Origin of the sequence: Corallococcus sp. RDP092CA, from assembly GCF_041903675.1 — a bacterium.
GTDB lineage: Bacteria > Myxococcota > Myxococcia > Myxococcales > Myxococcaceae > Corallococcus.
Genome location: NZ_JAYESI010000001.1, coordinates 558,154 through 580,786, shown reverse-complemented (window position 1 = coordinate 580,786; position 22,633 = coordinate 558,154). Strand labels below are relative to the sequence as shown.

Annotated in this window: 18 protein-coding genes; 9 read left to right on the top strand and 9 right to left on the bottom strand. The window is 72.8% G+C overall.

What is annotated here, in order from left to right; genetic code table 11:
• Window positions 1-13 precede the first annotated feature (13 nt).
• Genes U8525_RS02295 through U8525_RS02285 form a run of 3 tightly spaced genes read left to right on the top strand, consistent with a single transcriptional unit; the run spans window position 14 to window position 4,148 of the window.
• Window positions 14-1,912 carry a sigma 54-interacting transcriptional regulator gene (locus U8525_RS02295; RefSeq protein WP_374260484.1) on the top strand — a complete coding sequence of 633 codons (1,899 nt, stop codon included), beginning with the start codon at window positions 14-16 and terminating at the stop codon, window positions 1,910-1,912.
• Window positions 1,913-1,929: 17 nt separating this feature from the next.
• On the top strand, window positions 1,930-2,514 hold the full coding sequence (locus tag U8525_RS02290) for a hypothetical protein (protein WP_374260481.1): 585 nt from the start codon (window positions 1,930-1,932) through the stop codon (window positions 2,512-2,514).
• A complete protein-coding gene (locus U8525_RS02285; RefSeq protein ID WP_374260476.1) occupies window positions 2,511-4,148 on the top strand; it encodes a carboxypeptidase regulatory-like domain-containing protein in 1,638 nt (545 codons plus the stop codon). The genes U8525_RS02290 and U8525_RS02285 overlap by 4 nt, the downstream gene beginning before the upstream one ends.
• Window positions 4,149-4,157: 9 nt before the next feature.
• Here U8525_RS02285 and U8525_RS02280 read toward each other — a convergent pair whose 3' ends face one another.
• From U8525_RS02280 to U8525_RS02270, 3 genes are all read right to left on the bottom strand, one after another.
• On the bottom strand, window positions 4,158-4,667 hold the full coding sequence (locus U8525_RS02280; RefSeq protein ID WP_374260473.1) for a hypothetical protein: 510 nt from the start codon (window positions 4,665-4,667) through the stop codon (window positions 4,158-4,160).
• Window positions 4,668-4,768: 101 nt separating this feature from the next.
• Complete coding sequence (locus U8525_RS02275; protein WP_374260471.1) at window positions 4,769-5,755, bottom strand: tol-pal system YbgF family protein; 987 nt, start codon at window positions 5,753-5,755, stop codon at window positions 4,769-4,771.
• Window positions 5,756-5,931: 176 nt separating this feature from the next.
• Window positions 5,932-6,669 carry a hypothetical protein gene (locus U8525_RS02270; RefSeq protein ID WP_374260547.1) on the bottom strand — a complete coding sequence of 246 codons (738 nt, stop codon included), beginning with the start codon at window positions 6,667-6,669 and terminating at the stop codon, window positions 5,932-5,934.
• A gap of 180 nt (window positions 6,670-6,849) precedes the next feature.
• Between U8525_RS02270 and U8525_RS02265 the strand changes: the two genes are divergently transcribed.
• Window positions 6,850-7,275: a YciI family protein gene (locus U8525_RS02265; RefSeq protein WP_374260468.1), complete on the top strand. Its 426-nt coding sequence runs from the start codon at window positions 6,850-6,852 to the stop codon at window positions 7,273-7,275.
• An 8-nt stretch (window positions 7,276-7,283) separates the two neighbouring features.
• Here U8525_RS02265 and mutL read toward each other — a convergent pair whose 3' ends face one another.
• Window positions 7,284-9,182: a DNA mismatch repair endonuclease MutL gene (gene mutL, locus U8525_RS02260; protein ID WP_374260465.1), complete on the bottom strand. Its 1,899-nt coding sequence runs from the start codon at window positions 9,180-9,182 to the stop codon at window positions 7,284-7,286.
• A gap of 102 nt (window positions 9,183-9,284) precedes the next feature.
• Between mutL and U8525_RS02255 the strand changes: the two genes are divergently transcribed.
• Together U8525_RS02255 and U8525_RS02250 are read left to right on the top strand one after the other, a co-directional pair.
• Window positions 9,285-10,256 (top strand): SDR family oxidoreductase, encoded by a 972-nt coding sequence (locus U8525_RS02255; protein WP_374260462.1) that lies wholly within the window; start codon window positions 9,285-9,287, stop codon window positions 10,254-10,256.
• Window positions 10,253-12,340: a 1-acyl-sn-glycerol-3-phosphate acyltransferase gene (locus U8525_RS02250; RefSeq protein WP_374260459.1), complete on the top strand. Its 2,088-nt coding sequence runs from the start codon at window positions 10,253-10,255 to the stop codon at window positions 12,338-12,340. The genes U8525_RS02255 and U8525_RS02250 overlap by 4 nt, the downstream gene beginning before the upstream one ends.
• 29 nt (window positions 12,341-12,369) lie before the next feature.
• Here U8525_RS02250 and U8525_RS02245 read toward each other — a convergent pair whose 3' ends face one another.
• Window positions 12,370-13,248: a diguanylate cyclase gene (locus U8525_RS02245; RefSeq protein WP_374260457.1), complete on the bottom strand. Its 879-nt coding sequence runs from the start codon at window positions 13,246-13,248 to the stop codon at window positions 12,370-12,372.
• Window positions 13,249-13,345: 97 nt separating this feature from the next.
• Entirely contained in the window at window positions 13,346-15,937 is a 2,592-nt protein-coding gene (locus U8525_RS02240; RefSeq protein ID WP_374260454.1) for a carboxypeptidase regulatory-like domain-containing protein, read from the bottom strand.
• A 194-nt stretch (window positions 15,938-16,131) separates the two neighbouring features.
• On the opposite strand from U8525_RS02240, the gene U8525_RS02235 reads away from it, so the two are divergent.
• Window positions 16,132-16,431 (top strand): DciA family protein, encoded by a 300-nt coding sequence (locus U8525_RS02235; RefSeq protein ID WP_374260452.1) that lies wholly within the window; start codon window positions 16,132-16,134, stop codon window positions 16,429-16,431.
• The gene (locus U8525_RS02230) at window positions 16,428-18,044 is read left to right on the top strand and encodes a CAP domain-containing protein (RefSeq protein ID WP_374260450.1); all 1,617 of its coding nucleotides are present in this window, start codon (window positions 16,428-16,430) and stop codon (window positions 18,042-18,044) included. The genes U8525_RS02235 and U8525_RS02230 overlap by 4 nt, the downstream gene beginning before the upstream one ends.
• A 119-nt stretch (window positions 18,045-18,163) precedes the next feature.
• Here the strand turns inward: U8525_RS02230 and U8525_RS02225 are convergent, their stop codons facing one another.
• Window positions 18,164-18,397, bottom strand: a complete 234-nt coding sequence (locus U8525_RS02225) for a hypothetical protein (RefSeq protein ID WP_014396719.1) — start codon at window positions 18,395-18,397, stop codon at window positions 18,164-18,166.
• A gap of 294 nt (window positions 18,398-18,691) precedes the next feature.
• Between U8525_RS02225 and U8525_RS02220 the strand changes: the two genes are divergently transcribed.
• The gene (locus U8525_RS02220) at window positions 18,692-20,827 is read left to right on the top strand and encodes a transglycosylase SLT domain-containing protein (protein WP_374260447.1); all 2,136 of its coding nucleotides are present in this window, start codon (window positions 18,692-18,694) and stop codon (window positions 20,825-20,827) included.
• A 15-nt stretch (window positions 20,828-20,842) separates the two neighbouring features.
• Here the strand turns inward: U8525_RS02220 and cmk are convergent, their stop codons facing one another.
• Both cmk and hisC read right to left on the bottom strand, forming a co-directional pair.
• Entirely contained in the window at window positions 20,843-21,538 is a 696-nt protein-coding gene (cmk, locus tag U8525_RS02215) for a (d)CMP kinase (protein WP_374260445.1), read from the bottom strand.
• A complete protein-coding gene (gene hisC / locus U8525_RS02210; RefSeq protein ID WP_374260442.1) occupies window positions 21,535-22,626 on the bottom strand; it encodes a histidinol-phosphate transaminase in 1,092 nt (363 codons plus the stop codon). The genes cmk and hisC overlap by 4 nt, the downstream gene beginning before the upstream one ends.
• Between the last annotated feature and the right edge of the window lie 7 nt (window positions 22,627-22,633).

Here is a 22,633-nt window from a genome sequence, read left to right as displayed (position 1 = left end):
GCAAAGTCCGCCCATGGCCAGCCTCACCGTCCGCACCCCCGATGGAAAGGTCCGCACGGTCTCCCTGCTCAAGCGCATCACCAGCCTGGGACGGGGATCCGACAACGACGTGCCGCTGGAGGACGCCAGCGTCCCCGCCAGCGCCCTGCACGTCACCTTCGACGGCACCCGCTACGAGGTAGGCAGCCTGGGCGCCACCTTCCACGTCAACGGCAAGCGCCGCGACAACCACGCGCTCTCCACCGGCGACGTGGTGAAGGTGGGCGGCACCGAGCTGACCTTCTCCCGCGAGGACGCCCCCCGCGAGCCCCCGCGCCGCGACGTGCCCGAGCGCGAGGTGCCCCTCTCCGCCGCCACCACGGCCTCGTCGGATTCCCACACCGCGGAGCTGCCCGGCGTGGTGGGCCGCGAGCTGGTGCTGCTCAAGCGGCTCACGGCGTTCAGCGAGCGGCTCTTCGGCAGCTACGACGTGGACCGCATCCTGGAGAGCCTCCTGGACGAGGCCATCGAGGTCACCCGCGCCGACAAGGGCTTCCTCATCCTGATGGAGAGCGGCGAGCCGCGCGTGAAGGCCGCGCGCAACGTGGCCCGGGAGAACATCGAGGACGCGGTGGAGAAGCTGTCGGACTCCATCATCGCCAAGGTGGTGAAGGACCAGAAGGCCATCATCGTCGCGGACGCGCTGGACGCGCCGGAGTTCAAGGCCAGCGAGTCCGTGGTGAACCTCAAGGTCCACTCCGTCATGTGCGTGCCCGTGATGCACAAGGGCGACCTGTTCGGCGTGCTGTACGTGGGCAATGACCGGCTGGTGAACCGCTTCGAGCCCAAGAGCCTGGACATGCTCACCGTGTTCGCGGCGCAGGCGTCCCTGCTGTTGCAGAACGCGCTGCTCGTGAACGACCTGAAGCTCGACAACACGGAGCTGCGCCGCAAGCTGGAGGACCAGCGCTACGGCGACATCGTGGGCGCGTGCCAGGGCATGCGGGACGTCTACAAGCGCATCGACAAGATCGCCCCCACGGACATCTCCGTCCTCATCACCGGCGAGACGGGCACGGGCAAGGAGCTCATCGCCCGGGAGATCCACCGCCGCTCGCCGCGGACGAAGGGCCCGTTCATCACGGTGAACTGCGGCGCCATCCCGGAGAACCTGCTGGAGAGCGAGCTGTTCGGCCACGCCAAGGGCGCCTTCACCGGCGCGGTCGCCACGCGACCCGGCAAGTTCCAGGCGGCCATCGGCGGCACCCTCTTCCTGGACGAGATCGGCGAGATGCCGCTCCAGCTCCAGGTGAAGCTGCTGCGCGCGCTCCAGGACAAGGTCGTCTACAAGGTCGGCGAGAACCGCGGCGAGCCGGTGGACATCCGCGTGGTGGCCGCGACGAACAAGATCCTGGAGGAGGAGGTGAAGCGGAACACCTTCCGCGAGGACCTCTACTACCGGCTCAACGTCGTCACCGTGAAGCTGCCCCCGCTGCGCGAGCGCGGCGAGGACGTCATCGTCCTGGGCCGCTTCTTCCTCCAGAAGTACGCGCGCGAGTTCAACTCCAAGGCGCGCGGCTTCACGCCCGCGGCCGCCGTGTCCATGAAGAAGTACGGCTGGCCGGGCAACATCCGCGAGCTGGAGAACCGCCTGAAGAAGGCCGTCGTGCTGGCGGACAAGCCGCTCCTGGGCCCGGACGACCTGGACCTCAAGCCGGAGAACCTGGAGCCCATCATGCCGCTGCTCCAGGCGAAGGAGGAGTTCCAGAAGCGCTACATCAACGAGGTGCTGGCGCGGAACAACGGCAACCGCACCAAGACGGCCAAGGACCTGGGCGTGGATCCGCGCACCATCTTCCGCCACCTGGAGAAGCTGGAGGCGGAGAAGACGGGCGGACCGCTTCCTCCCGACGAGCACGAGGAATTGCTATAGCGTTCCCCGTCCACGCCATGCACCGTCACGCGACGCGACAGTCCCGGGGCCTCCTCCAGCCGCTCGTGGCGGCCCTGGCGCTGGCGGTGAGCGCGGCGGGCTCCGGCTGCCTCATCCCCCAGGACGAGGCGCTGCTGGAGAGCGTGCCCCAGTTCAAGAACCGGCCGCCGCGCATCGTGGAGGAGCAGGTGGAGCCCTCCGAGCGCATCCTGCGCGCCTTCGGCGTGGGCGGCTGCACCCAGGACTTCGGCGTGGTGGTGGAGGACCTGGACGTGGACGACCAGATCATCGTGGAGTGGTACGTGGACTACAACCCGTCCGCGCCCAAGGGCCCCGACCTCCAGCTCGCGCTCGCCGCCACCGGCCAGCCCCGGCGCGACAGCCGCGGCACGCTGCACGTGGACCTGCGCACGGCCAACAGCCCGCTGGCCCCGCCGGGCATCCACCTGGTGGAGGCGCTCGTCACGGACCGGCACCTCATCAACCGCCAGCCGGCGCCGCCGGACGACGTGCTCCTCCCGGACGGCGGCGTGGTGAAGGACCCGGGCTTCGTCACCTCGTATTCGTGGGTGGTGAACACCGTGGCGGGGGACTGCCAGTGAGGCGCGCGCTCCGGGCCCTGGCGCTGGCGCTCGGGCTGACCGGGGCCGGGTGCGCCTTCTTCGAGGATGAGCCGCCGCCGGAGCAGCTCGTGTGCCGCTCCGACGCGGAGTGCGCCCCCGGCCAGGTGTGCTTCGTGGACGGCTGCGGCGACCCCGGCGGCGACATCGTGGTGGAGGTGCAGGCCCTGCCCCGGGCGGGCCTGTACGCGCAGGACTTCCCCGTGGACCGGCTGCGGCCGGAGCAGAACCTGGAGCTGTTCAGCCCCGTGCGCCTGCGGGGCACCGTGACGCGAGGCACCGCCGCCACGGCGGACGGCGGCGCCGAGCCCGCCCCCTACCGCGGCCCCATCCACCTGCTGGCCACGGGCGAGAGCCGCCTCATCCCCGGCGTCGCGCGGCGCTACGAGGCGACGCTCGACCCGCTGGACGGCACGTGGGCGCTGCCCGTGGGCAGCGGCGACTACACGGTGACGCTCACGCCGAAGGACCCCTCCCTGCCGCCGCTGTCGCGCCCCGCCTCCGTGGACCCCGCCACGGGCGGCGTGGTGACGTTCGACCTGCCCACCGCCTCACGCGTGGCGACGCTGAACGGGACGCTGGTGCTCCAGGGCTCGAAGCGGGTGGACGCGGACATGGAGGTCCAGGCGCTGGACGAGTCGCTGCGCCCGCTGTCCCAGCGCGTCCGCGTGGAGCGCGGCACCGGCGCGTTCCAACTGGTGCTCACCCAGGAGGACGCCCAGCGCGCCACGGTGCTCCTGCGCGCGACGCCGGTGAACGCCGAGGACCTGGTGCCCTGGAAGACCTTCGTGGTGGAGCCGTCCAGCGCCCTGCCCGCTCCTCTGGAACTGGGTGACCCCGGCGCGGCCGTGAAGGTGGAGGGCCGCGTGCTGGAGACGGACGGCCTGACGCCCATGGCCGGCGCGCGCGTGTCGCTCCAGGGCCGCGTCGCCGGCGGCGGCACGCTCAAGGGCGCGCCGGTGATGACGGACGCGCAGGGGCGCTATCAGCTCATGTCCCTGCCCGGCGTCACGGAGTCCCCGCTCACGCTGGTCATCTCCCCGCCGCCGGGCTCGCCCTCGCGCCTGACGTTGCAGCCGGTGACGGTGGCGGAGGTGGACACGGCGCTGCCGGACGTGACGTGCCCGACGCGCATGACGGTGCTGGGCAACGTGAGGAACCCGGAGGGCACGGGCCCCGCCTCGGGCGTGCGCGTGGTGGCGGAGCCGGTGGGCGCCCTCGCCGGCTGGCCGCAGCCGCCCCTGGGCTTCGAGTCGCCCTTCACCACCGACAGCGACGGCAACTTCGCCCTGGCCCTGGACCCGGGCGAATACCGGCTGGACTTCCTGCCCGGGGAGAACCTGCCGCGCGTCAGCCGCTTCGTCACCGTGCCGCCCGGCGGGCTCGGAGCGGACGTGATGACGCTGGCCGCGTTCAGGCTGTCGCGGGGCCGTTCGTTGAGCGGCCGCATCACCCTGCCCCCGGACCCGGTGCTGGCGCCGGACGGCATCGCGGCGAACGCGTCCGTGCGCTTCTTCCGCGTGGTGACGGTGGAGGGGCGGCCGGCGTCGCTGCTGCTCGCGCAGACGGTGTCCGACAGCACGGGGCGCTACTCCACGGTGCTGCCCACGCGCTGAAGCGGCGCGCTAGCGGCCGCTGTCCTTGCGTCGCGCGGTGTCGAAGGCGGCGTGCAGCGCGTCCACCGCGCCGCCCACCTCGCCCGCGTACTGCACCGCGTGGATGGTGTAGAGGTCCTGCACCCGCGTGAGGTGGCGGTAGACGGAGCGCAGCTCCACGCGCGCGGGGTCGCGCGACTCCAGGGCGCACTCGGCTTCGGACCCGCGCACGCGCGTCAGCCAGTCCGTGCGGAAGCGCATCCACTCCTGGTCGACCTTGCGGGCGGGGAGGACGTGGACGAGCTTCTCGCGCTCGGCCTCCAGGTCCTTCCAGTGCGCGTCCGCGGCGTCCAGGCACTCGCGCACCGTGAGCGGCGGCGTCACCGGCGGGGGCCGCTCGGGCGTCATCGCCGCGACGGAGCGCCCCACGTTCCAGATGAGCCACACCGACACCAGCGTGGCCAGCGTGATGTGGACCGCGTACGCGGCGCCACGGTAGCGGCGGAAGCGAGGGTCTTTCGGCGAGTCGGGAACGGACACGGGGTCCAGGTCTTACGACCCTGGACCCCGGGTGGCAATCCTTCCCTTCCACTCCGTCCGGAAGCGCAACTCCCGCCTCCGGAGGGAGGGCCGCGCGGGGCCTACTGGCCCGCGGCGGGGGCCGTCTGCACGGCCGGCGCGGCCTGGGGCGCGGCGGCCGGGGCGGCGGCGGGCACCGCGGCGGCGTCCGCGCCACCGGCGGCGGCGCGCTTCGCGGAGCTCAGGCGGCCGCGGAACTGCGCCAGGTACTGGGTGGCCGGGTACGTGGCCAGCGCGTCACGCACCGTGTCCGCCGCCTTATCGAACGCGCCCGTCTCCTGGTACGACTGGGCGAGCAGCAGCATGGCGTAGTCACGCGTCTTGGACTTCTTGTCGCCTTCCACGAAGCGGGCCAGCAGCGGCACGGCCTTGTCGTGCTGACGCAGCTGGTTGTAGGCGGTGCCCAGGAAGAAGGACGCGTCCAGCGCCTCCGCCTCCGCCGGGTTCATGGCCAGGAAGCGCGACAGCTCCGCCACCACGGCGGACATCTCGTTCCTGCGGAAGGCGAGCTTCCCGCGCTCGAAGGCGGCGTCGCCCGTCTCGCGGCGCAGGATGGCGGCGCGGTCGTTGAGCGCCTGGCGCTCCAGCGAGGACAGCTTCGACGTGTCCAGCTTCACCAGCGCGTCGATGCCCTTGAGGCGCTCGTCGCCCGGCAGCGTGGTCATCATCTTATAGACCTCGTTCGCGGCGCGCTGGGACGTCAGGTGCGCGGTGGTGTCCGCGCGCTGCTTCTCCAGCTGCGTGGAGAGGTCCGCGACCTGCTTCTCCAGCCGCTCGCGCTCGTTGGTGTTGCTGGAGCTGCGCGCGCTGTTCACCAGCACCGCGCCACCGACCGCCAGCACGGTGAAGAGCGCGTAGGCCACCGCCGAGGAGAGCCACTGCCGCTTCTGGAAGTCCTCGTGGCGCTTGCCCACGGCCTTCACCTCCGCATGGAGGTTCTTCAGCAGGTTGTCCGTCTTGATGACGAGGTTGCGTGACTCGATGACCTCGCGGCGGAGCTCGGCGAGTTCCTTCTCCAGGTCGGTCTTCGGCTGTTCAGAGGGGGGCATGGACATCTTCCTTGGACCGGAAACGACTTCGGCCGACTCACGCATGCTAGGGGACTCTCCGGAATGAGGGCGGGTTCTTTTTCCGCTCCCCAACAGGGCGCTGCGTGCCCGCCATTCCCCGAAAATCCCCGCGCCGTGCGCGCTCGGCTGCTCTCGTTCTGGAACTTTCCGCGGGACTAGAAGTTGGACAACGGGCGCGACGGATCCGGCGGGAACGCGTAGGTCACACCGAGCGCGAACCAGCTGCCGCCGCTGCTGAAGCTGAAAGGCCCCGCCCACGTCTCCCCGTTCGGGGACTCCACGGGGCCGCGCAGGAACATGAAGCGGTACTCGGCGGTGAGGCCCCAGTTCGCGGACAGGCGGAGCGTGGCGCCGAGCGAGCCCACCCAGGCCTGGGAGACCTTCTCCTGGAGGGACGAACCCTCGCGCGTGGAGGACACGACCGCGGGCCCCGTGAGCACGCCCGCGAAGGGCACCAGCCCGTGGGGCCCCACGTCGAGCACGCCCTGGAAGCGCAGGCCGATGAGCAGGCCATACGCCACGGTGCTGAGCTTGCGGGAGACGGTGGTGCCGTCGCCCGCGGGCTCGGTCAGGCGCAGGCTCTGGGCGGTGCCGAACAGGTCGATGCCCACCTCCACCAGGTCCGACATCGCGTAGGCGAACGTGGCCGCGCCCAGGGGCGCCCCCGAGGACTCGGCCGAGCGCTCCAGGCCGTTGCCCGGCCCCCTGGCGCCATACCAGGCGTCGTACAGGGTGCTGTTGGAGGTGAGCCGGTAGCCGGCCTGAAGGGTGATGCGGCCCACGCCGTCCAGGTTGGTGGGGGCCTTCTCTCCGCCGCTGTCGCCGTCGTCCTGGGCGAGGGCGACGGCGGGCGCGGCGACGAGGGCGAGGACGAGCGGCAGACGGCGGAGCATCAAGGCGCGGGACCCGGGGCTTTCTGCTGGCACGGGCTCGGACGGCCCGGTGCTACAGGCGTGTCGCGCACCGTAGCCGGGGCCCCTCGTGCGTCAACTTTCCGGACCGGTCCCCGCCGTGTCGATTGCGCGCCGGACCGTTCGTCGCCCGGTTGAACCCGACGTTCCAGGAGAACCCCCATGCGCTTCATGATGATCGTCAAGGCCAACGCGGACAGCGAGACCGGTCGACTGCCCTCCACCGAGGAGCTGACCGCGATGGGCCGGTACAACGAGGAGCTGGTGAAGGCCGGCATCCTGCTCGCGGGCGAGGGGCTGCACCCCAGCGCCAGGGGCTCCCGCGTGAAGTTCTCCAAGGCGGGCACCACGGTGACGGATGGCCCCTTCGCGGAGACGAAGGAGCTGGTCGCCGGCTTCTGGATCATCGAGGTGAAGTCGCGCGAGGAGGCCATCGCCTGGGCGCGCCGCATCCCCTTCCAGGAGGGCGAGGTGGAGATCCGCCAGGTGGCCTCCTCGGAGGACTTCGCGCCCAGCGATCCCACCGGCGAGCTGCGCGCGAAGGAAGAGGCGCTGCGCGCCCGGGTCGAGGCGAAGGCCAAGGCCTGAGGAGGCCTTCAGCGGGCGCGCCGCTCCAGCTCCAGGAGCGGCATCTCCAGCACCACCACCGTGCCGTGCGTGCACGGGGGCGTGAAGTCCGCGCGGTCCAGCTCGCCCAGGAGCGCGCGCAGCTGCGCGTCCGTGAGCGGCGACGAGGACGCGCGGCGCGCGGCGTGACAGGCCATCACGCGCACGGCCTCCGCGAGGCTCGTCACGTCCAACGGAGCGCTGCGCGGGGGCAGCGCGCGCGACAGGGCCTCCAGGAGCGCGCGGGGCTCCACGCCCTCCAGGCCCGGCGGCACCGACTTGAGCGCCAGCGCCGTGCCGCCAAAGGGCTCCACGTCCACGCCCAGCTTGAGCAGGGCCTCGCGGCCGTCCACCAGCGCCTTCACCGCCGCCAGCGACAGGTCCACCGTGGTGCCGAACAGCGACGGCGGCGGCGCCTTCGCGTCCCCGTCCAGGCGGCGCAGGTACGAGGTGAGGCGCGCGCGCTCCAGCGCGGCGTGCGGATCCAGCACCACCAGCGTGCCGCCGGGGCCCTCGCACACGTGGAAGCGGCTGCCCAACAAGCCCATGGGGCGCAGCGCCGCGAAGTAGCCCGGGGGCGGCGCCTCGTTGAGCTGGGGCTGGGCCTCGCCGAACGCGGGCGTGCGGCCCGGCACCTGCGGGCCCTGGAACGGCCCGGGGAACGCACCGCCCTGGGCCCCGCCGCCCGGCGTGAAGTAGGACGGCGTCAGCGGGCGCGAGGGCGTGGAGGCCCCCGAGCCGGCGCCAGGGCCTCCCGGCGCGTCCATCGCGGTGGGCAGCGGCGCGCCCCAGGTGGCCTCCTGCGCGCGGGTGAGGAAGCGCTCCACGGCGTGCGCGTAGTGCGCGGCGTCGCGGGGCTGGGGGTTGGCGGCCTGCGCTTCCGGCGAGCCCAGCCACGGGGCCGCGCGCAGCACGCGGGACAGGGCCGCGCTGACCGCGTCCTGCACGCCCCGCGCGTCCGCGAAGCGCACCTCCATCTTCTGCGGGTGCACGTTGACGTCCACCGCGCGGGGCTCCACGTCGATGTGCAGCACCACCACCGGCTGGCGGCCCGCGGGCAGGTAGTCCTGGAACGCGCGCTGCACGGTGCTGATGAGGCCGCGGTCGCGGATGTAGCGGCGGTTGACGAAGGTGTAGAGGCCGCGCGCGTTGGGCAGCGTGTACTCCGGCGACGCGAGGTAGCCCGTGACGACGACGCCCAGCCGGCGCTCCTCCACCGGGAACAGGTGCGGGAAGGACGCGGGCCCCAGGGCCGCGGCGATGCGCTCGCGCGGGTCGTGCTCGCTCGCGGGGCTGGAGAAGAGCTCGTTGCCCTCGTGCGAGGCGAAGAAGCCGACCTCCGGGTGCGCGAGCGCCAGGCGCACCACGGCCTCCTCGCAGTGCTTGAGCTCGGTGGCGCCCTGGCGCATGAACTTGCGGCGCGCGGGCACGTTGAAGAAGAGGTCCTCCACGGTGATGACCGTGCCCACGCGCGGCGGCGCGTCCTCCACCGTGGGCGGGCCGCCGCCCTCCACCGTGACCTTCGTGCCCTCGTGCGCGTCCGCCTCCGCGGTGTGCAGCGTGAAGCGGGACACGGAGGCGATGGCGGGGATGGCCTCCCCGCGGAACCCCATGGAGTCGATGTGGAAGAGGTCGTCCAGCTCGCGCAGCTTGCTGGTGGCGTGGCGCTCCAGGCTGAGCGTGGCGTCCTCGCGGCTCATGCCGTGGCCGTCGTCGGAGATGGTGATGCGGCCCACGCCGCCGGCCTCCAGCTCCACGCGCACGGTGCGCGCCCCGGCGTCGAGCGAGTTCTCGCACAGCTCCTTCACGACGGAGGCGGGGCGCTCCACCACCTCGCCGGCGGCGATCTTGTTGATGAGCACGTCGCTCAGGCGCGCGATTCGGGACATGGCGATCCACCACCCTCCGCCACCTGGATGACGTTGTCCAGAACATCACGGGCGCGCGCGGCTGACATTCCCGGACGGCTGGGCTAACACCCGTCCCCGCGAATGGAAGTGATCCGAGCAAGCAAGGGCCCGATGCGCATCGCGGTGACAGGCGCCAATGGCGACTACGGCAAGCTGCTCCTGCCGAGGCTGGAAGCCGACCCCGGCGTGGAGAGCATCCTCGTGCTGGACACGAAGGAGCCCCAGGGGACGGGCAAGGTGGAGTTCCACCGCGTGGACCTCACCCGCTACGACGCAGAGGGGGAGCTGACGGACGCGCTCACCGAGCGCCCCGTGGACGCCCTCTTCCACCTGGCGTTCCTCTTCGGGCCCATCCTCAACGGCCCGCTGGCGCACGAGCTGGAGGTCATCGGCACCATGAACGTGCTGACGGCGGTGGGCCGCGCCCGGCTGCCGAGGCTGGTGGTGCCGTCCCTGACGGTGACGTACGGCGCGCGGGGCAACAGCCCGGCGCTCCTGCGCGAAGGCGCCCCGCTCTTCGGCTGTCCCAACAGCCGGTTCGTGAACGACAAGGTGGAGGTGGAGGGACAGGTGCGCGCGTTCCGCGAGCGGCACCCGGACACGCGCACGCTGGTGTTGCGGTTCGCGCCCCTGCTCGGCCCCAGCCTGGACAATCCGGCGACGCGGTTGCTGTCGCACGCGGTGGTGCCCACGCTCCTGGGGTTCGACCCGCTCTGGCAGGCGGTGCACGAGGACGACGCCGGCCGGGCGCTGCACCTGGCCCTGCGGGCGGAGGCCTCCGGCGAGTTCAACATCGTGGGGCGCGGGGTGCTGCCCCTGTCGGGGCTCATCCGCCAGGCGGGCGCGCGCCCGCTCCCCCTGCCGGGGCCGTTGTTTCGTGCTGCACTTCGCGCGCTCGGGGCAGTGGGGGCGGGCACGTTGCCGGTGGCCCTGCTCGACTACATGCATTACTCCTGGGTCGCGGACGGCGAGCGCGCTGAGACCGCGCTGGGGTTCGTGCCCCTCCACCATGTCAGTGACGCCGCCTCGGCGCTCAGAAGGAGCCACTCATGACCAAGGGTGTCCTCGGGAATGATCCCTTCCAGCGGGGGGCCGCGCCTCGCGCGGGCGAGGTGAAGGACGACGCGGCCACACCGAAGGCCGCGAAGAAGGCCGCGGCGCCGAAGTCCGGCAAGGGTGCGAAGTCCGGCGGGCCGAGGTCCGGGAAGGGCGCGAAGTCCGGCGCGTCGAAGTCGGGCGCGCAGGCGAAGGCCCCGAAGGGCGGCAAGGGCGTGGAGGCGAAGCGGGCCGCCGCGACGCCGCCGAAGACGCCCGCCGCCAAGGTCCACATGTTCGAGCCCCGCGCGAATGGACGCGGGGACGCGAAGCACGAGCAGGCCCCCCACGCCCAGGCGCCACACGCTCCCGGCGAGGAGACCGCTCCGCTGCGCGAACCCTCCACTCCGGGCCCCACCGCCGAGCCCGGTCCGTCCCGGCCCCAGGTGCTCGCGGACGAAGTGCACGGCGCCCGCCCGCGGGAGCGCACGGTGGACCGAGCCCTGACGGAGGCGCTCGCCTCGGACGCGGCGGAGGCCGCCGCGAAGACGGCCGTGGACGAGCTGTTCGTGGGGCGACAGACCCCGGACCGCGACATCGAGCGCGTGCTCGCGACGGAGATGGTCGCGGAGCTGGCCGAGTCCGCGGTGCGGCAGGTGCTGGACGACGGCAACGGCAACGGCCCCGAGCGGGAGATCGCCACCGCCGTCGCGACCCAGGTGGCCGAGGCGACCGCGGGCGTCGCCGTGGACGAGGTGCTGGATCGCCACGCCGCGAACCCCGAGGAGCGCGCCTTCCCCGTCGTGGAGGAGCACGACCCACGAGGGCCCGACGAGGACGACGAAGAGGTCTGGACCGCCGACGCCTGGCGCCGAGACCCAAAGGACGTGCCGCCTCCCGAGGACGACGAAGAGGTCTGGACCGCCGACGCCTGGCGCCGAGACCCGGCGGCCTCCGACGAGGACGACGACCTGCCCACCGGCGTCGAGCGCGTCGAGCAGGACGGCGTGCACATCTCCGTCTCCATCATCGAGGGCACGGCCGCGACGGACGTGGAGCCGGGGGTCGAGCTGCCCGACGAATCCCACGACGAGCTGCCCCCCAGCCGCCGGCCGCTGTCGCTCGTGAACGACCCAGGCGCGGCGCCCCGCCAGGAGGAGCCGGAGCGCGAGGAGCCGGCCTTCGACCGTCCGGAGGAACCCGCTCAGCCAGCCGGCTTCGCGGGCCGCGCCGCGGGCGTGTTCTCCCTGGCGAAGGAGATCGCCGGTCAGGCGCTCGCGAGCGAGGGCCTGGGCCGCGCCGTGGGCGCCATGCACGGCCTGGTGGAGGCCGTGCGCACCAGCCTGGGCACGGGCGGCGGCAGCCAGCTGGATGACTACGGCAAGGACGCCGGGCTGGTGGAGAGCCTCCAGCCCGTCCTCGACTTCCTCTACGAGCAGTACTGGCGCGTCTCCGTGGAGGGCGTGGATCAGGTGCCGCGCGGCGCCTCCATCCTCGTCGCCAACCACTCCGGCGCCCTGCCCTACGACGGCCTGGTGATGGCGCAGGCGCTGCTGCGCGAGCGCCCGGACCTGCTGGAGGCCCGCTGGCTGGTGGAGGATCAGGTCTTCCACGCGCCCATGCTCGGCACGCTCTTCAACCGCCTGGGCGCCGTGCGCGCCTCGCCGGAGAACGCGCTGCGGCTGCTGGACGAGCGCCGGCCGCTCGTGGTCTTCCCGGAGGGCTACCAGGGCGCGAGCAAGCCGTTCGCGGAGCGCTACCGCCTCAAGCGCTTCGGCCGCGGCGGCTTCGTGAAGCTGGCCCTGCGCACGGGCGCGCCCATCGTCCCGGTGGCCATCGTGGGCGCGGAGGAGACGTCGCCGCTGCTGGGCCGCCTCCCCGGAGGCTTCCTCGGGTTCCCGTCGCTGCCGCTCACCGCGCCGGGCCCGCTGCCTGCCAAGTGGACCATCCGCTTCGGCGAGCCGCTGACCATGGACGACCTGCCGCCGGAGGCCGCGGACGACCTGGGCGAGGTGCAGCGGCTCACCGAGCGCACGCGCGAGTCCATCCAGGCCATGCTCCAGGCCCTGCTGCGTGAGCGCCGCTCCGTGTTCGCGGGCTGAGGGGCCTTCGCGTGGGACCGCCAGGGACGTCAGCCGCAGACGCGGTTGCGCCCCTGGCTCTTCGCATCGAAGAGGCGCTCGTCCGCGGTGCGCACCAGCTCCGCGGGCTCGCGGTGGTGCGGCTCCAGCGTGGCCACGCCCATGGACAGCGTGACGGGGATGACCTGCTTGTCGAACTCGAAGCGCTGCCGCTCCACCAGCTTGCGCACCTTCTCCGCGAGCTGGCGGGCGCCGGTCAGGTTGATCTCCGGGAGGAGGAGCGCGAACTCCTCGCCACCGTAGCGGGCGAAGACGTCCTCGCGGCGGATGCGCGTGCGCACGGTGGACGCCAGCTGCTTGAGCACCGAGTCCCCCGCCAGGTGCCCGTAGGTGTCGTTCACTTCCTTGAAGTGATCCAGGTCGAACATCACCAGCGACAGCACGCGCTCGTAGCGGCGGCTGCGGGAGATCTCCCGGTCCACCTGCTCGTCGAAGTAGCGGCGGTTGTAGATCTGCGTGAGGCCGTCCATCGTGGTCAGCCGGTAGATCTCGTCGTGGTACGCCGCCTCGATGTTGCCGCCCGCGATGAACTTGAAGATGGTGCGGCCAATCTTCACCAGGTCGCCGTTCTGCAGCGACCGCACCGCCGCCGCGGCCTCGTCGTTGACGAACGTGCCGTTGGTGGACCCCAGGTCCTCGATGCGCACGCCCTTGGTGGTGTTGGTGATGCGCGCGTGGTTGCGGCTCACCGCCTCCTGATCAATCTGGATGTCCGCCTTGGACGACCGGCCGATCAGCGTCTCCTCACGCGACAGGTCGTACTTGCGCCCCAGGTCCAGGCCGTAGATGACCACCAGCGCCGCGTCCAGATTGACGGGGCGCTCGGAGATCTTCGAGATGACGGTGACAACCGTCTCCTTCTGGCCCATGACGGCTCCAAACGTATCACCGCGCAATTCGCGAAAGCGAATTCACGGCCAGCACGGGCGCCCCAGCAGGTCGCAGAAGGACTGACACCCCGCGACGTCAGGGCACGCGCACCGTGCGCGCGACACTGACGGCGGGCCGCAGCGGCAACCCGAGCCCGTCCACGAGCGACACCACCAGCGTCACCTCCGGCCCGGAGCAGGCGGCGGGCAGCGGGAGCGCCACCTCACCCGACCGGCTGGCCACGTCGCCGCGCACGAGCACGCCGTCGCAGCCCAGGCCGCCGCCGCGCACCGCGAGCAACACCCCGCCCTCGTCGCCGTGGGAGGTGTCCGCGCCCACCTGGAAGCCGTCCACCCGCACGCGCACGGTGGCGCCCCGGGCGATCGTCGCTCCCTCGCCGGGCTCCAGCCACGTCACCAGCGGCCGGCCGTAGTCCAGCGTGGACACGGCGCGCACCGTCTCCATGAGCGGGTCGGGCGCCAGGCCTCCGGACTCGGCCAGCGCGGAGAGGTTCAGCGCCTGGCCCTCGGGCGTGGCCACGGCCAGCGCCTCCACCGACAGCGACGCGCGCGAGCCCTCCGTGTCGCCCTGGAAGGTGCGGTCCTCCAGCCCCGCGGGCGGCACGGGCAGACGCACGCCGGTGACGGCGCGACGGCCATCCACCCACACCGTCCAGCGCCGGCCGGCCGCGTTGGTGAAGGTCGCGCGCACGAGCGTCGCGCCGGGCACGGAGGCATCCATGCGCCACTCGCGAGGCAGCAGCCCATGCCACAGCGACGTGTCCGGGTTGTAGTGGGCGCCCTCTGGGATGGCGAGGAAGGCGTCGCCCAGCGTCACGGGAGCCCAGCCCTCCGGGTCGAAGAGGGGCCCTCCCAGGGCGGACATCACCGCGCTGGTGGCCCGGCCCACGGGCTCCTCGCCGCCGAACGCCCCCGACGACGCGACCGCGGTCATCCGGTAGGCCCGCCCCTCCAGGCCGTGGTGGGCCGGCGCCATGCGCACGCGCACGAGGCCCGGCGAGGTCAGGCCCGGCTGCGTGTCCGTGTTCGGATCCACCGGGTTGGCGTTGACGGCGGCGCCCAGGCCCAGCGGCACCGTGCCCCGTCCGGGCGCGCTCACCGAGCCCACCACCAGCGCGCGCTCCAGGTAGCCGCCGCGGAAGCGCGGCAGCGGCGGGACGCGCACGACGAAGGGGAAGGCCAGGGGCACCTGCTGGAAGTCCAGGGTCGTGAGCGGCGCCGGCGACTCCGGCCCCCCCGGGTTCGGCGAGCGCAGGGCGAACTGCACGTCGCGCTCGACGGAGGAGAAGAACCGCCCCGACGGAGGCAGCGCGCGAGCCAGGAGCAGCAGCGGATCCGTCCGAGGATCCATCATCCCCGCCGGAAGCTCACCGGACGGCACCTGCGCGGTGAGGGCCCAGGCGGTGCGCGTGCCACAGCCCCCCACGCGCATGGCCGCGTCTGGATCCACCGCGTCCTTGAGCCCCGAGTCACACACCCCGGCGATGCCCGGCACGTCCACGGCATCCGGGGCGAGGGCGCCCAGCCCGTTCACCCAGACGTTGGTGGGCACCTGGAACTGGCGCGTGGCCCCGCCCAGCGTGAGGTCCACGGCCTGGTCGGGCCCCTGCACCTGGGAGGGCGCGGCGTCCGACAGCAGTCCCGGCACGGACAGCCCCGTCAGCCCCAGGGACAGCGCGCCGCCCGACCCCGCAGGCACGGCGCGGGTGAACCCGACGCGCACCCCGCCCACGCGCTCCACGGGGTTGCGGCGCAGCGGCAGGCGCAGGTCGCGCGAGCCGTTCACGTCGTAGTTCGCCACGGTGAGGTAGCCGAAGTCCGGGTGGAAGACGGACACCGTCGAATCGCTCCGGGCCGCGATCACCGCCACGCCCTGCGCATCCGTCGAGTCGCGCGCCATCACGCTGCCCAGCACGTCCGCCATCACCACCGCCGCGCCCTCGACGGGGGAGCCCGTGAGCGCGTCCGTCACCACCACGCGGAGCGCTCCCTCGGCCGTGTGCGGGGGCAGCGCGGTGACGCGCGCGCGACAGGCGGCGGGGCCCGCCCGGGCCTCCACTGCCTCCTCCTCCTCACCCGCCGACTCCAGCGTGAACGTGGCCCCGGAGCCGAAGCCCCCGCCCTTCACGCGCGGCGACACGGCGGACCAGGTGAACCCCTCTGGCAGGACCAGGGGAGTACCCTCGGGGGTGGTCACCCAGCCCTCGAAGCGCAGGGGGGTGCCCACGGGCGCGACGACGCGCTCGGGCACCACGTGGCAGGCCCCGGCCGTATCGCCCGGCGCGGGCGTGACACACGCACCGCTGCGACACACCGTGTCGCCATGGCATTCTGAGTCCTGGCTACAGAGCGCGGGGACGCAGCGGCTGGCGTCACAGCGGCAGCCCAGCGACAGGGACTCGCACGCGGCGATGGCGTTCAATTCCCCGCGGCGCTCCACCGAACAGTCGAGGTCCGTCCGGCACGCGGGCTCACAGCGCGACAGGGCGGTGTTGCAGAAGAACAGCGACGGATCCGCGCAGTCCTGATCCACCGTGCAGGCGCCGTCCGTCCTGCCGCCGTGGATGAACGGCGCATCCATGTCGGACATCCCGCAGCCCATGACGCAGGCCAGCAGGCATGCGAGCACGAGGCCGGGGAACCGGACCGGATGGGGGATGGAACGCATGGGGACTCCGAGGGGGACCGGCCTTGCCCCGACCTTACAAGGGGAAGGGCCGTGACGCGACGGGGGATGGCACCGGCCGCGCTTTCGCCGGACACCCGGCCCGGGGGCGGAGTCCGGGGCCTTGGGAAATCAGACGGGCGGGCAGGCAAGTGTTGGTTGGCTTCCGGCGCGAGGGGTTCCAGAATCGCCCGACGATGGCGCGCGGTGAACCGAAGACCTTGGAGAGCCTGCTGCCCCGGGTGCTGGCGCGCCTGGCGGGAGAGTCGGGCCGCGCGTCGTCGCTCATGCCCCTCTGGACCGCCGCCGTGGGAGAGAACATCGCGCGCCACAGCCGCCCGCACCAGTTGGACGGCTCCACGCTGATCATCTCCGTGGAGAGCGCCGAGTGGGCCCAGGTCCTCTCCCGCCAGGCAGACTCACTCCTGGAGCGGCTCAACGAGAAGCTGGGCGCCGGCACGGTGAAGTCGCTCGCCTTCCAACTGGAGTCGCGATGAGGGGCGTGCTCCTGGGCCTGCTGCTCACGGGCATGGCCGTGGCTCCGGCGTCCGCCGAGCCGCCCTCCCCGGCCGTGGCCTCCGTCTCCGTCTCCGTCACCGACGCCGCGAGCCAGGACCTGGCGCCCCCCCTCCCGGAGGAGACGCCACAGACCCAGGAGGCCCGGGCCCGGCTGCACGTGCTGCGCGAGTTCGAGCGCGTGGGCCGCCGCGCGCCCACGAACGACAAGGCGCTGGAGGCCGCGGCCCGGAGGCTCGCGCGCGAGGCCCTGAGCAAGTTCACCACCGGCGCCCCGGACCTGCTCACGTTGACGGAGGCGGTCAGCGACTCGGGCGCCGCGGATCCATCCCCCAAGGCGCTGGTCATCCGGGCCTGGGTGCGCGCGCACGCCATCGAGACGTTCCTCGCGCGCAGGGACTTCAACAACGAGCGCGTGAGCCACTTCGGCGTGGGCATCGCCTTCCTGGGCGAGCGCGCCGCGCTGGTGCTGCTCACCGTGGACCGCAAGGCGGAGGTGCTCCCCTTCCCCCGGTCCATCGCCAAGGTCGGGACGGAGAAGCGCGTGTGCGGCCAGCTCGTGTCGCCGCTGCGAAGCCCGCAGGTCTTCGTCACCCGGCCGGATGGCGAGGTGGAGGGCGTGGCCCTGAGCCGCGCGCCTGCTGGCACCAATGGCTTCTGCGCCCTGGTGAGCTTCGCCGGGCCCGGCGGCTACACCGTGGAGGTGGTGGGCGAGGCGGAGGCGGGGCCGGAGGTGGCGGCCCTGTTCCTCGTGCAGGTGGGCGCCCGCGCCGCGCGCGGTGACCCGGAGGCGCAGCGCGAGCCCACCACGCTGGCGGAAGCGCGCACCGCCCTCTACGAGCGCATCAACACCCTGCGCCGCGCGCACCAGTTGCCGGAGCTCGCGCCCAATCCGACGCTGGAGGAGGTGGCGCTGCGCTACAGCACGCGGATGGCGACGGAGGGCTTCTTCGCGCACATCGCACCGGACGGCTCCACGCTCACCCGCCGCCTGCCGACGGGCACGCGCTACGTCCGCGCCGGAGAGAACCTGGGCATGGCGGCGGGCCCGCTCGCGGCGCACTTCGGCATCGAGCACAGCCCCGGCCACCGCAAGAACCTGATGGACCCCGCCTTCCGCTTCATGGGCGTGGGCGTGGCGTTCCAGAAGGTGGACGGCCGGGACCAGGCCATCGTCACGGAGGTCTTCACGGCGGCCTCGCCCGGCGCGACGCTCCCTGCGGACCCGGTGTCGGACGTCTACGAGGCCCTGTCCCGGCAGCGCGCCACGCTCAAGCTGCCGCCCCTGGTGCGCAGCGAGGCGCTGGAGCGGCTGGCGCGCGACCACGCCCGCCACGCGCTGGCACAGGACGAACCGACCGCCGGAGACGGCGACCCCTCCCCCCTGCACGAGCGGGTGTTCTCCGCGTTGCCGGACGCCGGCACCGCCTCGGTGGACTTCTTCGTCGTGGGAGACCCGAGCGCCGTCCCGGAGTCACGCAGCCTGGCCACCGCCACCAACACCCGGGTGGGCGTGGGGCTGGTGCGGGGCAACTCCAAGCGCTTCGGCCAGGGCCAGTACTGGGTGGCCGTCATCTACGCCGCGGTCCCCTGAAGCGGTGGCTCCGGGGGAGAACGTCTCCGCGGCCACCGGCCACGGCCCGACTTCGGGCGTGACCGGGTGCGAACGCGAACAGGCCCGGGTGGAAACGGGCCGGATGTCAGACGTCCCGGTTAGACAGGACGGCGCTGCGTGGCGTACGCCTCCAGCCCCATCTGCGGAGGAGCGAGGTTGGCGTACATCGGGCACTTCATGCACGTGAAGGACTGCCAACCGCGACGCACGGCCTCATCGAGGCAGTTGTCGTAGTGGTTGCAGTTCAGATTGCGATGCGTCTCGACGCCTGCCCGCTTCGGGCCGGCTTCGGGATTGATGGTCTGCGGCAGATCGGATGGACACGGCTTCATGGAGCCTCCCCTATGAGCTGTTTCCCCCCCCGAGGTCTGTGAACGAGCAGTGCTACCGACGACAGGTCTGACTGACACACATCGGTCCGGAGTAGCGCTCAACGGCGGCGCAACGTAAGGATTCCCTCCGGATAGCGCAACGGGTCGACAACCCCGCGGGACCAGCCCGCGGCGGCGGGATCTAGGACTTGTCAGGCCAACTGTCAAACCGACCCCCGCCCACCTGGTGGGGAATGTCGGTTGCGAACCTCTCGTTCCGAAGCCGCAAGCCCGCGAAGTGAAAGGAAGAAGCTCATGAGTTGGACCGGCTGGGTGGCGGGGTGGGTGGCAGGGGTGGCGCTGGGGCAGTCCCCCACGACGCTCGAGGCCGTCCGCCTGCACCGGCCCGACGCGGCGGCGCTCGCCCAGGCGGAGCTCACCGCCTGCGAGCAGGCGAAGTGCCCGGAGGCGGGGAGGCTGGGCCTGCTCGCCGGAACGCTCGTCCTCTCGGACGGGGACGCCGCCCAGGCCCGGGACCTGCTCACCCGCCACGCGCCCCCCGCGCCCCTGGAGGCCTTCCATGCCTTCTACCTGGGGCAGGCGCGCTTCTACTCGGGCGACCCCAACGGCGCGGCGAAGGACTTCGAGCGGGCCCTGGAGAAGGCCTCCCCCGCCCTGGCCGTGCGCGCCCGCGCCCGCCTGGGGGAGTCCCTGCTGGACGCCCACCGCCCCAAGGACGCCGCCCCGGTGCTGGAGTCAGCGGCGGCGGCGCAGCCCACCCCGGAGCTGCTCTTCCAGCGCGCCCAGGCGCGCGCGGCCACCGGCAACGCCGCGGGCCTGCGCGCGGACCTGAAGTCGGTGGCGCTGCGCTTCCCCACCCACCCGTACGCGGACGCGGCGCTGGAGCAGCTCGCCACGCTGAAGCCCGCGGTGACGCTCGCGCTCCCCGAGCACCTCCAGCGCGCCCGGGGCTTCCTCGCCAACGACGCGGCGAGGCGGGCCGAGGAGGAGCTGTCCACCGCGGAGAAGCGGGGGCTGGTGAAGGGCGCTCCCGCCCAGGCGCAGGTGGCGCTGCTGCGCGCGCAGGTGCTGTTCGCGCTCGGCAAGCGCGAGGACGCGGAGAAGGCGCTCGCGGTGGCGCGCAAGGGGCCGCCGGCCATCGCCGCGGAGGCCGCGCTGGTGGTGGCGCGCCGGGCGCTGCGCTCGGACGACAACGAGAAGGCGCGCAAGCTGATGGCGGCGCTGGACAAGGCCTATCCGTCCCAGGCGGCGGGGGAGGAGGGCGCGTTCTTCGCCGCGTGGTTGGACATGCAGGGCGGTCGCTTCGCCGACGCGGCGAAGTCCTTCGCGGACTACGAGAAGCGCTACAAGGGCTCGCGCCGCCGCGACGAGGCGATGTGGTTCCGCGCCCTCTCGCACATCCGGCTGGAGCAGTACGCGAAGGCGCGCCAGGCGCTGGACGACCTGGTGACGGCCTATCCGAAGACGTCCCTGGCGCCGCAGGCCCGCTACTGGATGGCGCGCACGGAGGAGCTGGGCGGCGGCAAGGCCGCGGCCGTGGGGCCCTCCTACGAGGCGGTCATCAGCGCGGCGCCCGCGTCGTTCTACGCATTGCTCGCCACGGAGCGGCTGCGCGAGCTGGGCCGCACGCCGCCCGCGGCCTTCCCGCAGCCTCCGAAGCAGCTCACCCTCCCCCGCCCGCCGGAGCTGGAGCTGGCGGTGGCGCTGACGCGCGCGGGCCTCTTCCGCGACGCGGCGGACGAGGTGCAGTCGCGCGTGTCGGGGCTGCGCTCCGCGGACCAGGCGCTGCCGTTCGCGCACGCGCTGCTGCAGCTGGGGGAGTTCGGCCACGCGCACGTGGTGGCGGCGCGCTACCTGTGGGGCCGGGCCTTCGGGGCCAGGGCGCCGGACGCGCTGGCCGCGTTCTACCCGCGCGCGTTCGCCCAGGCGGTGGAGACGGAGGCCACCCGGCAGGCGCTGGATCCGTTCCTCGTGTGGGCCATCATGCGGCGGGAGAGCGCCTTCCGCCCGGAGGTCATGAGCGCGGCGGACGCGCGCGGCCTCATGCAGCTCATCCCCCCCACGGCGACGGAGATCGCCCTGAAGATGGCCGAGCCCGCGCCCGCCCCGGCGGACCTCTTCGCCCCGGAGCGCAACATCCGCTACGGCGCGTGGTACCTGGCGCAGCTGATGAAGCGCTTCGCGCACCCGGCGCTCGCGGCGGCGGCCTACAACGCGGGGCCCAAGGCGGCGGTGCGCTGGACGCAGGAGCGAGGCAGCATGCCCCTGGACCTGTTCGTGGAGTCCATCCCCTACCGGGAGACGCGCGGCTACGTGAAGCAGGTGGTGGCGGACCTGTACCTCTACCACCGCTTCTACGAGAAGAACGGCACCGAGGCCCGGCTGGCCATGACGGTGCCCGCCCCCACCCCGGACGGCGTCAGCTTCTGATGCCCGGGTGAGGGCTCAGGCGCCGCGCGAGGCCCGGCGGCGCTCGATCTCATGCTCCAGCGACCGCACGACCTCCGACAGCGGCATGCTGCTGGAGTCCACGTGCACCGCGTCCCCGGCGGGCTTCAGGGGCGCCACCTCGCGGCCGGAGTCCGCGGCGTCGCGGCGCGTCTGGTCCTGGAGGACGCCCTCCAGGCTGCTGTCCACGCCCTTCTGGAACAGCTCCTCGAAGCGGCGGCGCGCCCGCACCTCCGGGTCCGCCTGGAGGAAGAACTTCACGTCCGCGTCCGGGAACACCACCGTGCCGATGTCCCGGCCCTCCAGGATGGCGCCCGCCGGGGCCTCCAGCGCCAGCCGCCGCTGGAGCGCCAGCAGCCCCGCGCGCACCACCGGCCGCCCGGACACCTGCGACGCGCCCATGGAGATGGGCGGCGTGCGAATCTCTCCGGACACGTCCTCGCCGCCCAGGAAGACGTGGTTCTCCTCGCCCACCACCTGGAAGTGGATGCGCACGCGCCCGAGCAGCTCGCCCAGCTTCACGTCGTCGTCGAAGGCGATGCCCTCGCGAGAGGCCATCAGCGCCACGCAGCGGTAGATGGCGCCCGTGTCCACCAGCGCGAAGCCCAGCCGCCGCGCGAGCAGCTTGGACACGGAGGACTTGCCCGCCCCGGCCGGCCCATCGATGGCGACGATGAACGGGCGCGCGCTCACGACAAGGCCTCTTTCAGCGCGGCCACGCAGCGGGCGTTCTCCTGGGGCGTGCCCACGGAGATGCGCAGGCAGCTCGGGTGGCCGTTGCCCGCCATGGGCCGCACGATGACGCCCCGGCGCAGCAGCTGCTCGTACACCTCGGCGGACGGACGGTGGCAGTCCACGAAGACGAAGTTCGCGTGGCTCTCCGTCAGGGTGAGCCCCAGCTTCGGCAGCTCCTCGCCGAAGTAGTCCAGCCCCACGCGGTTGTTCTCCCGCGTGCGCTTCACGTGCTCCGTGTCCTCCAGCGCGGCCATGCCCGCCGCCTGCGCCACCGTCGTCAGGTTGAAGGGCATGCGCGTGCGGTGCACGTAGCCCGCGAGCTTCGCGTCCATCACCGCCGAGCCCAGCCGGATGCCGGCCAGCCCGTGGATCTTGCTGAAGGTGCGCAGCCCCACCAGGTTCGGGTGCGCGTGGAACAGCTCCACGGCGCTCGCGTAGTCGGGCCAGTCCACGAACTCCGCGTAGGCCTCGTCGTGGACGACGAGCACGTCCTGGGGCACCGCCTGGAGGAACGCCTCCAGGTCCTTGCGCCCGAACGTGGTGCCCGTGGGGTTGTCCGGGTTGGCCAGGAACACCATGCGCGTGCGCGGGGTAACGGCGCGGGCCATGGCCTCCAGGTCGTAGCGGAAGCCCTCGCGCATGGGCACCTCCACGAACGCCCGCCCGTGCGCCTGCGCGGAGATGCGGTACGCCGGGAACGAGCCCTTGCACAGGAGGATCTCCTCCTCCTGCGTCGTGAACGTGCGGATGAGCAGCTCGATCAGCTCGTTGGAGCCGCTGCCCAGCACCACCTCCTCCGGCTTCACGCCCAGGTGCGCGGCCAGCCGGCGCACCAGGTGGAAGCTCGTGGCGTCCGGATAGAGGTTCACCTGCGCGACGGCGTTGCGCATGGCCTCCACGGCGCGGGGCGACGGGCCCAGCGGGTTCTCGTTAGAGGCCAGCTTGATGACGCCCTTGAGGCCGTACTCCCGCTCGGTCTCCTCGATGGGCTTGCCCGGGACGTAGGCCTTGAGCGTCTCGACGTAGGGAGGGACGAGCGGTCGCATGGGGTAG

What these genes read in the sequence shown, in the direction of transcription:
- U8525_RS02290 (WP_374260481.1), top strand. Translation starts at nt 1,930, where the DNA reads ATGCACCGTCACGCGACGCGACAGTCCCGGGGCCTCCTCCAGCCGCTC.
- U8525_RS02235 (WP_374260452.1), top strand. Translation starts at nt 16,132, where the DNA reads ATGGCGCGCGGTGAACCGAAGACCTTGGAGAGCCTGCTGCCCCGGGTG.
- U8525_RS02270 (WP_374260547.1), bottom strand. Translation starts at nt 6,669, where the DNA reads ATGCTCCGCCGTCTGCCGCTCGTCCTCGCCCTCGTCGCCGCGCCCGCC.
- U8525_RS02275 (WP_374260471.1), bottom strand. Translation starts at nt 5,755, where the DNA reads ATGCCCCCCTCTGAACAGCCGAAGACCGACCTGGAGAAGGAACTCGCC.
- U8525_RS02220 (WP_374260447.1), top strand. Translation starts at nt 18,692, where the DNA reads ATGAGTTGGACCGGCTGGGTGGCGGGGTGGGTGGCAGGGGTGGCGCTG.
- U8525_RS02295 (WP_374260484.1), top strand. Translation starts at nt 14, where the DNA reads ATGGCCAGCCTCACCGTCCGCACCCCCGATGGAAAGGTCCGCACGGTC.
- U8525_RS02255 (WP_374260462.1), top strand. Translation starts at nt 9,285, where the DNA reads ATGGAAGTGATCCGAGCAAGCAAGGGCCCGATGCGCATCGCGGTGACA.
- U8525_RS02245 (WP_374260457.1), bottom strand. Translation starts at nt 13,248, where the DNA reads ATGGGCCAGAAGGAGACGGTTGTCACCGTCATCTCGAAGATCTCCGAG.
- U8525_RS02240 (WP_374260454.1), bottom strand. Translation starts at nt 15,937, where the DNA reads ATGCGTTCCATCCCCCATCCGGTCCGGTTCCCCGGCCTCGTGCTCGCA.
- mutL (WP_374260465.1), bottom strand. Translation starts at nt 9,182, where the DNA reads ATGTCCCGAATCGCGCGCCTGAGCGACGTGCTCATCAACAAGATCGCC.
- U8525_RS02250 (WP_374260459.1), top strand. Translation starts at nt 10,253, where the DNA reads ATGACCAAGGGTGTCCTCGGGAATGATCCCTTCCAGCGGGGGGCCGCG.
- U8525_RS02265 (WP_374260468.1), top strand. Translation starts at nt 6,850, where the DNA reads ATGCGCTTCATGATGATCGTCAAGGCCAACGCGGACAGCGAGACCGGT.
- U8525_RS02230 (WP_374260450.1), top strand. Translation starts at nt 16,428, where the DNA reads ATGAGGGGCGTGCTCCTGGGCCTGCTGCTCACGGGCATGGCCGTGGCT.
- U8525_RS02225 (WP_014396719.1), bottom strand. Translation starts at nt 18,397, where the DNA reads ATGAAGCCGTGTCCATCCGATCTGCCGCAGACCATCAATCCCGAAGCC.
- hisC (WP_374260442.1), bottom strand. Translation starts at nt 22,626, where the DNA reads ATGCGACCGCTCGTCCCTCCCTACGTCGAGACGCTCAAGGCCTACGTC.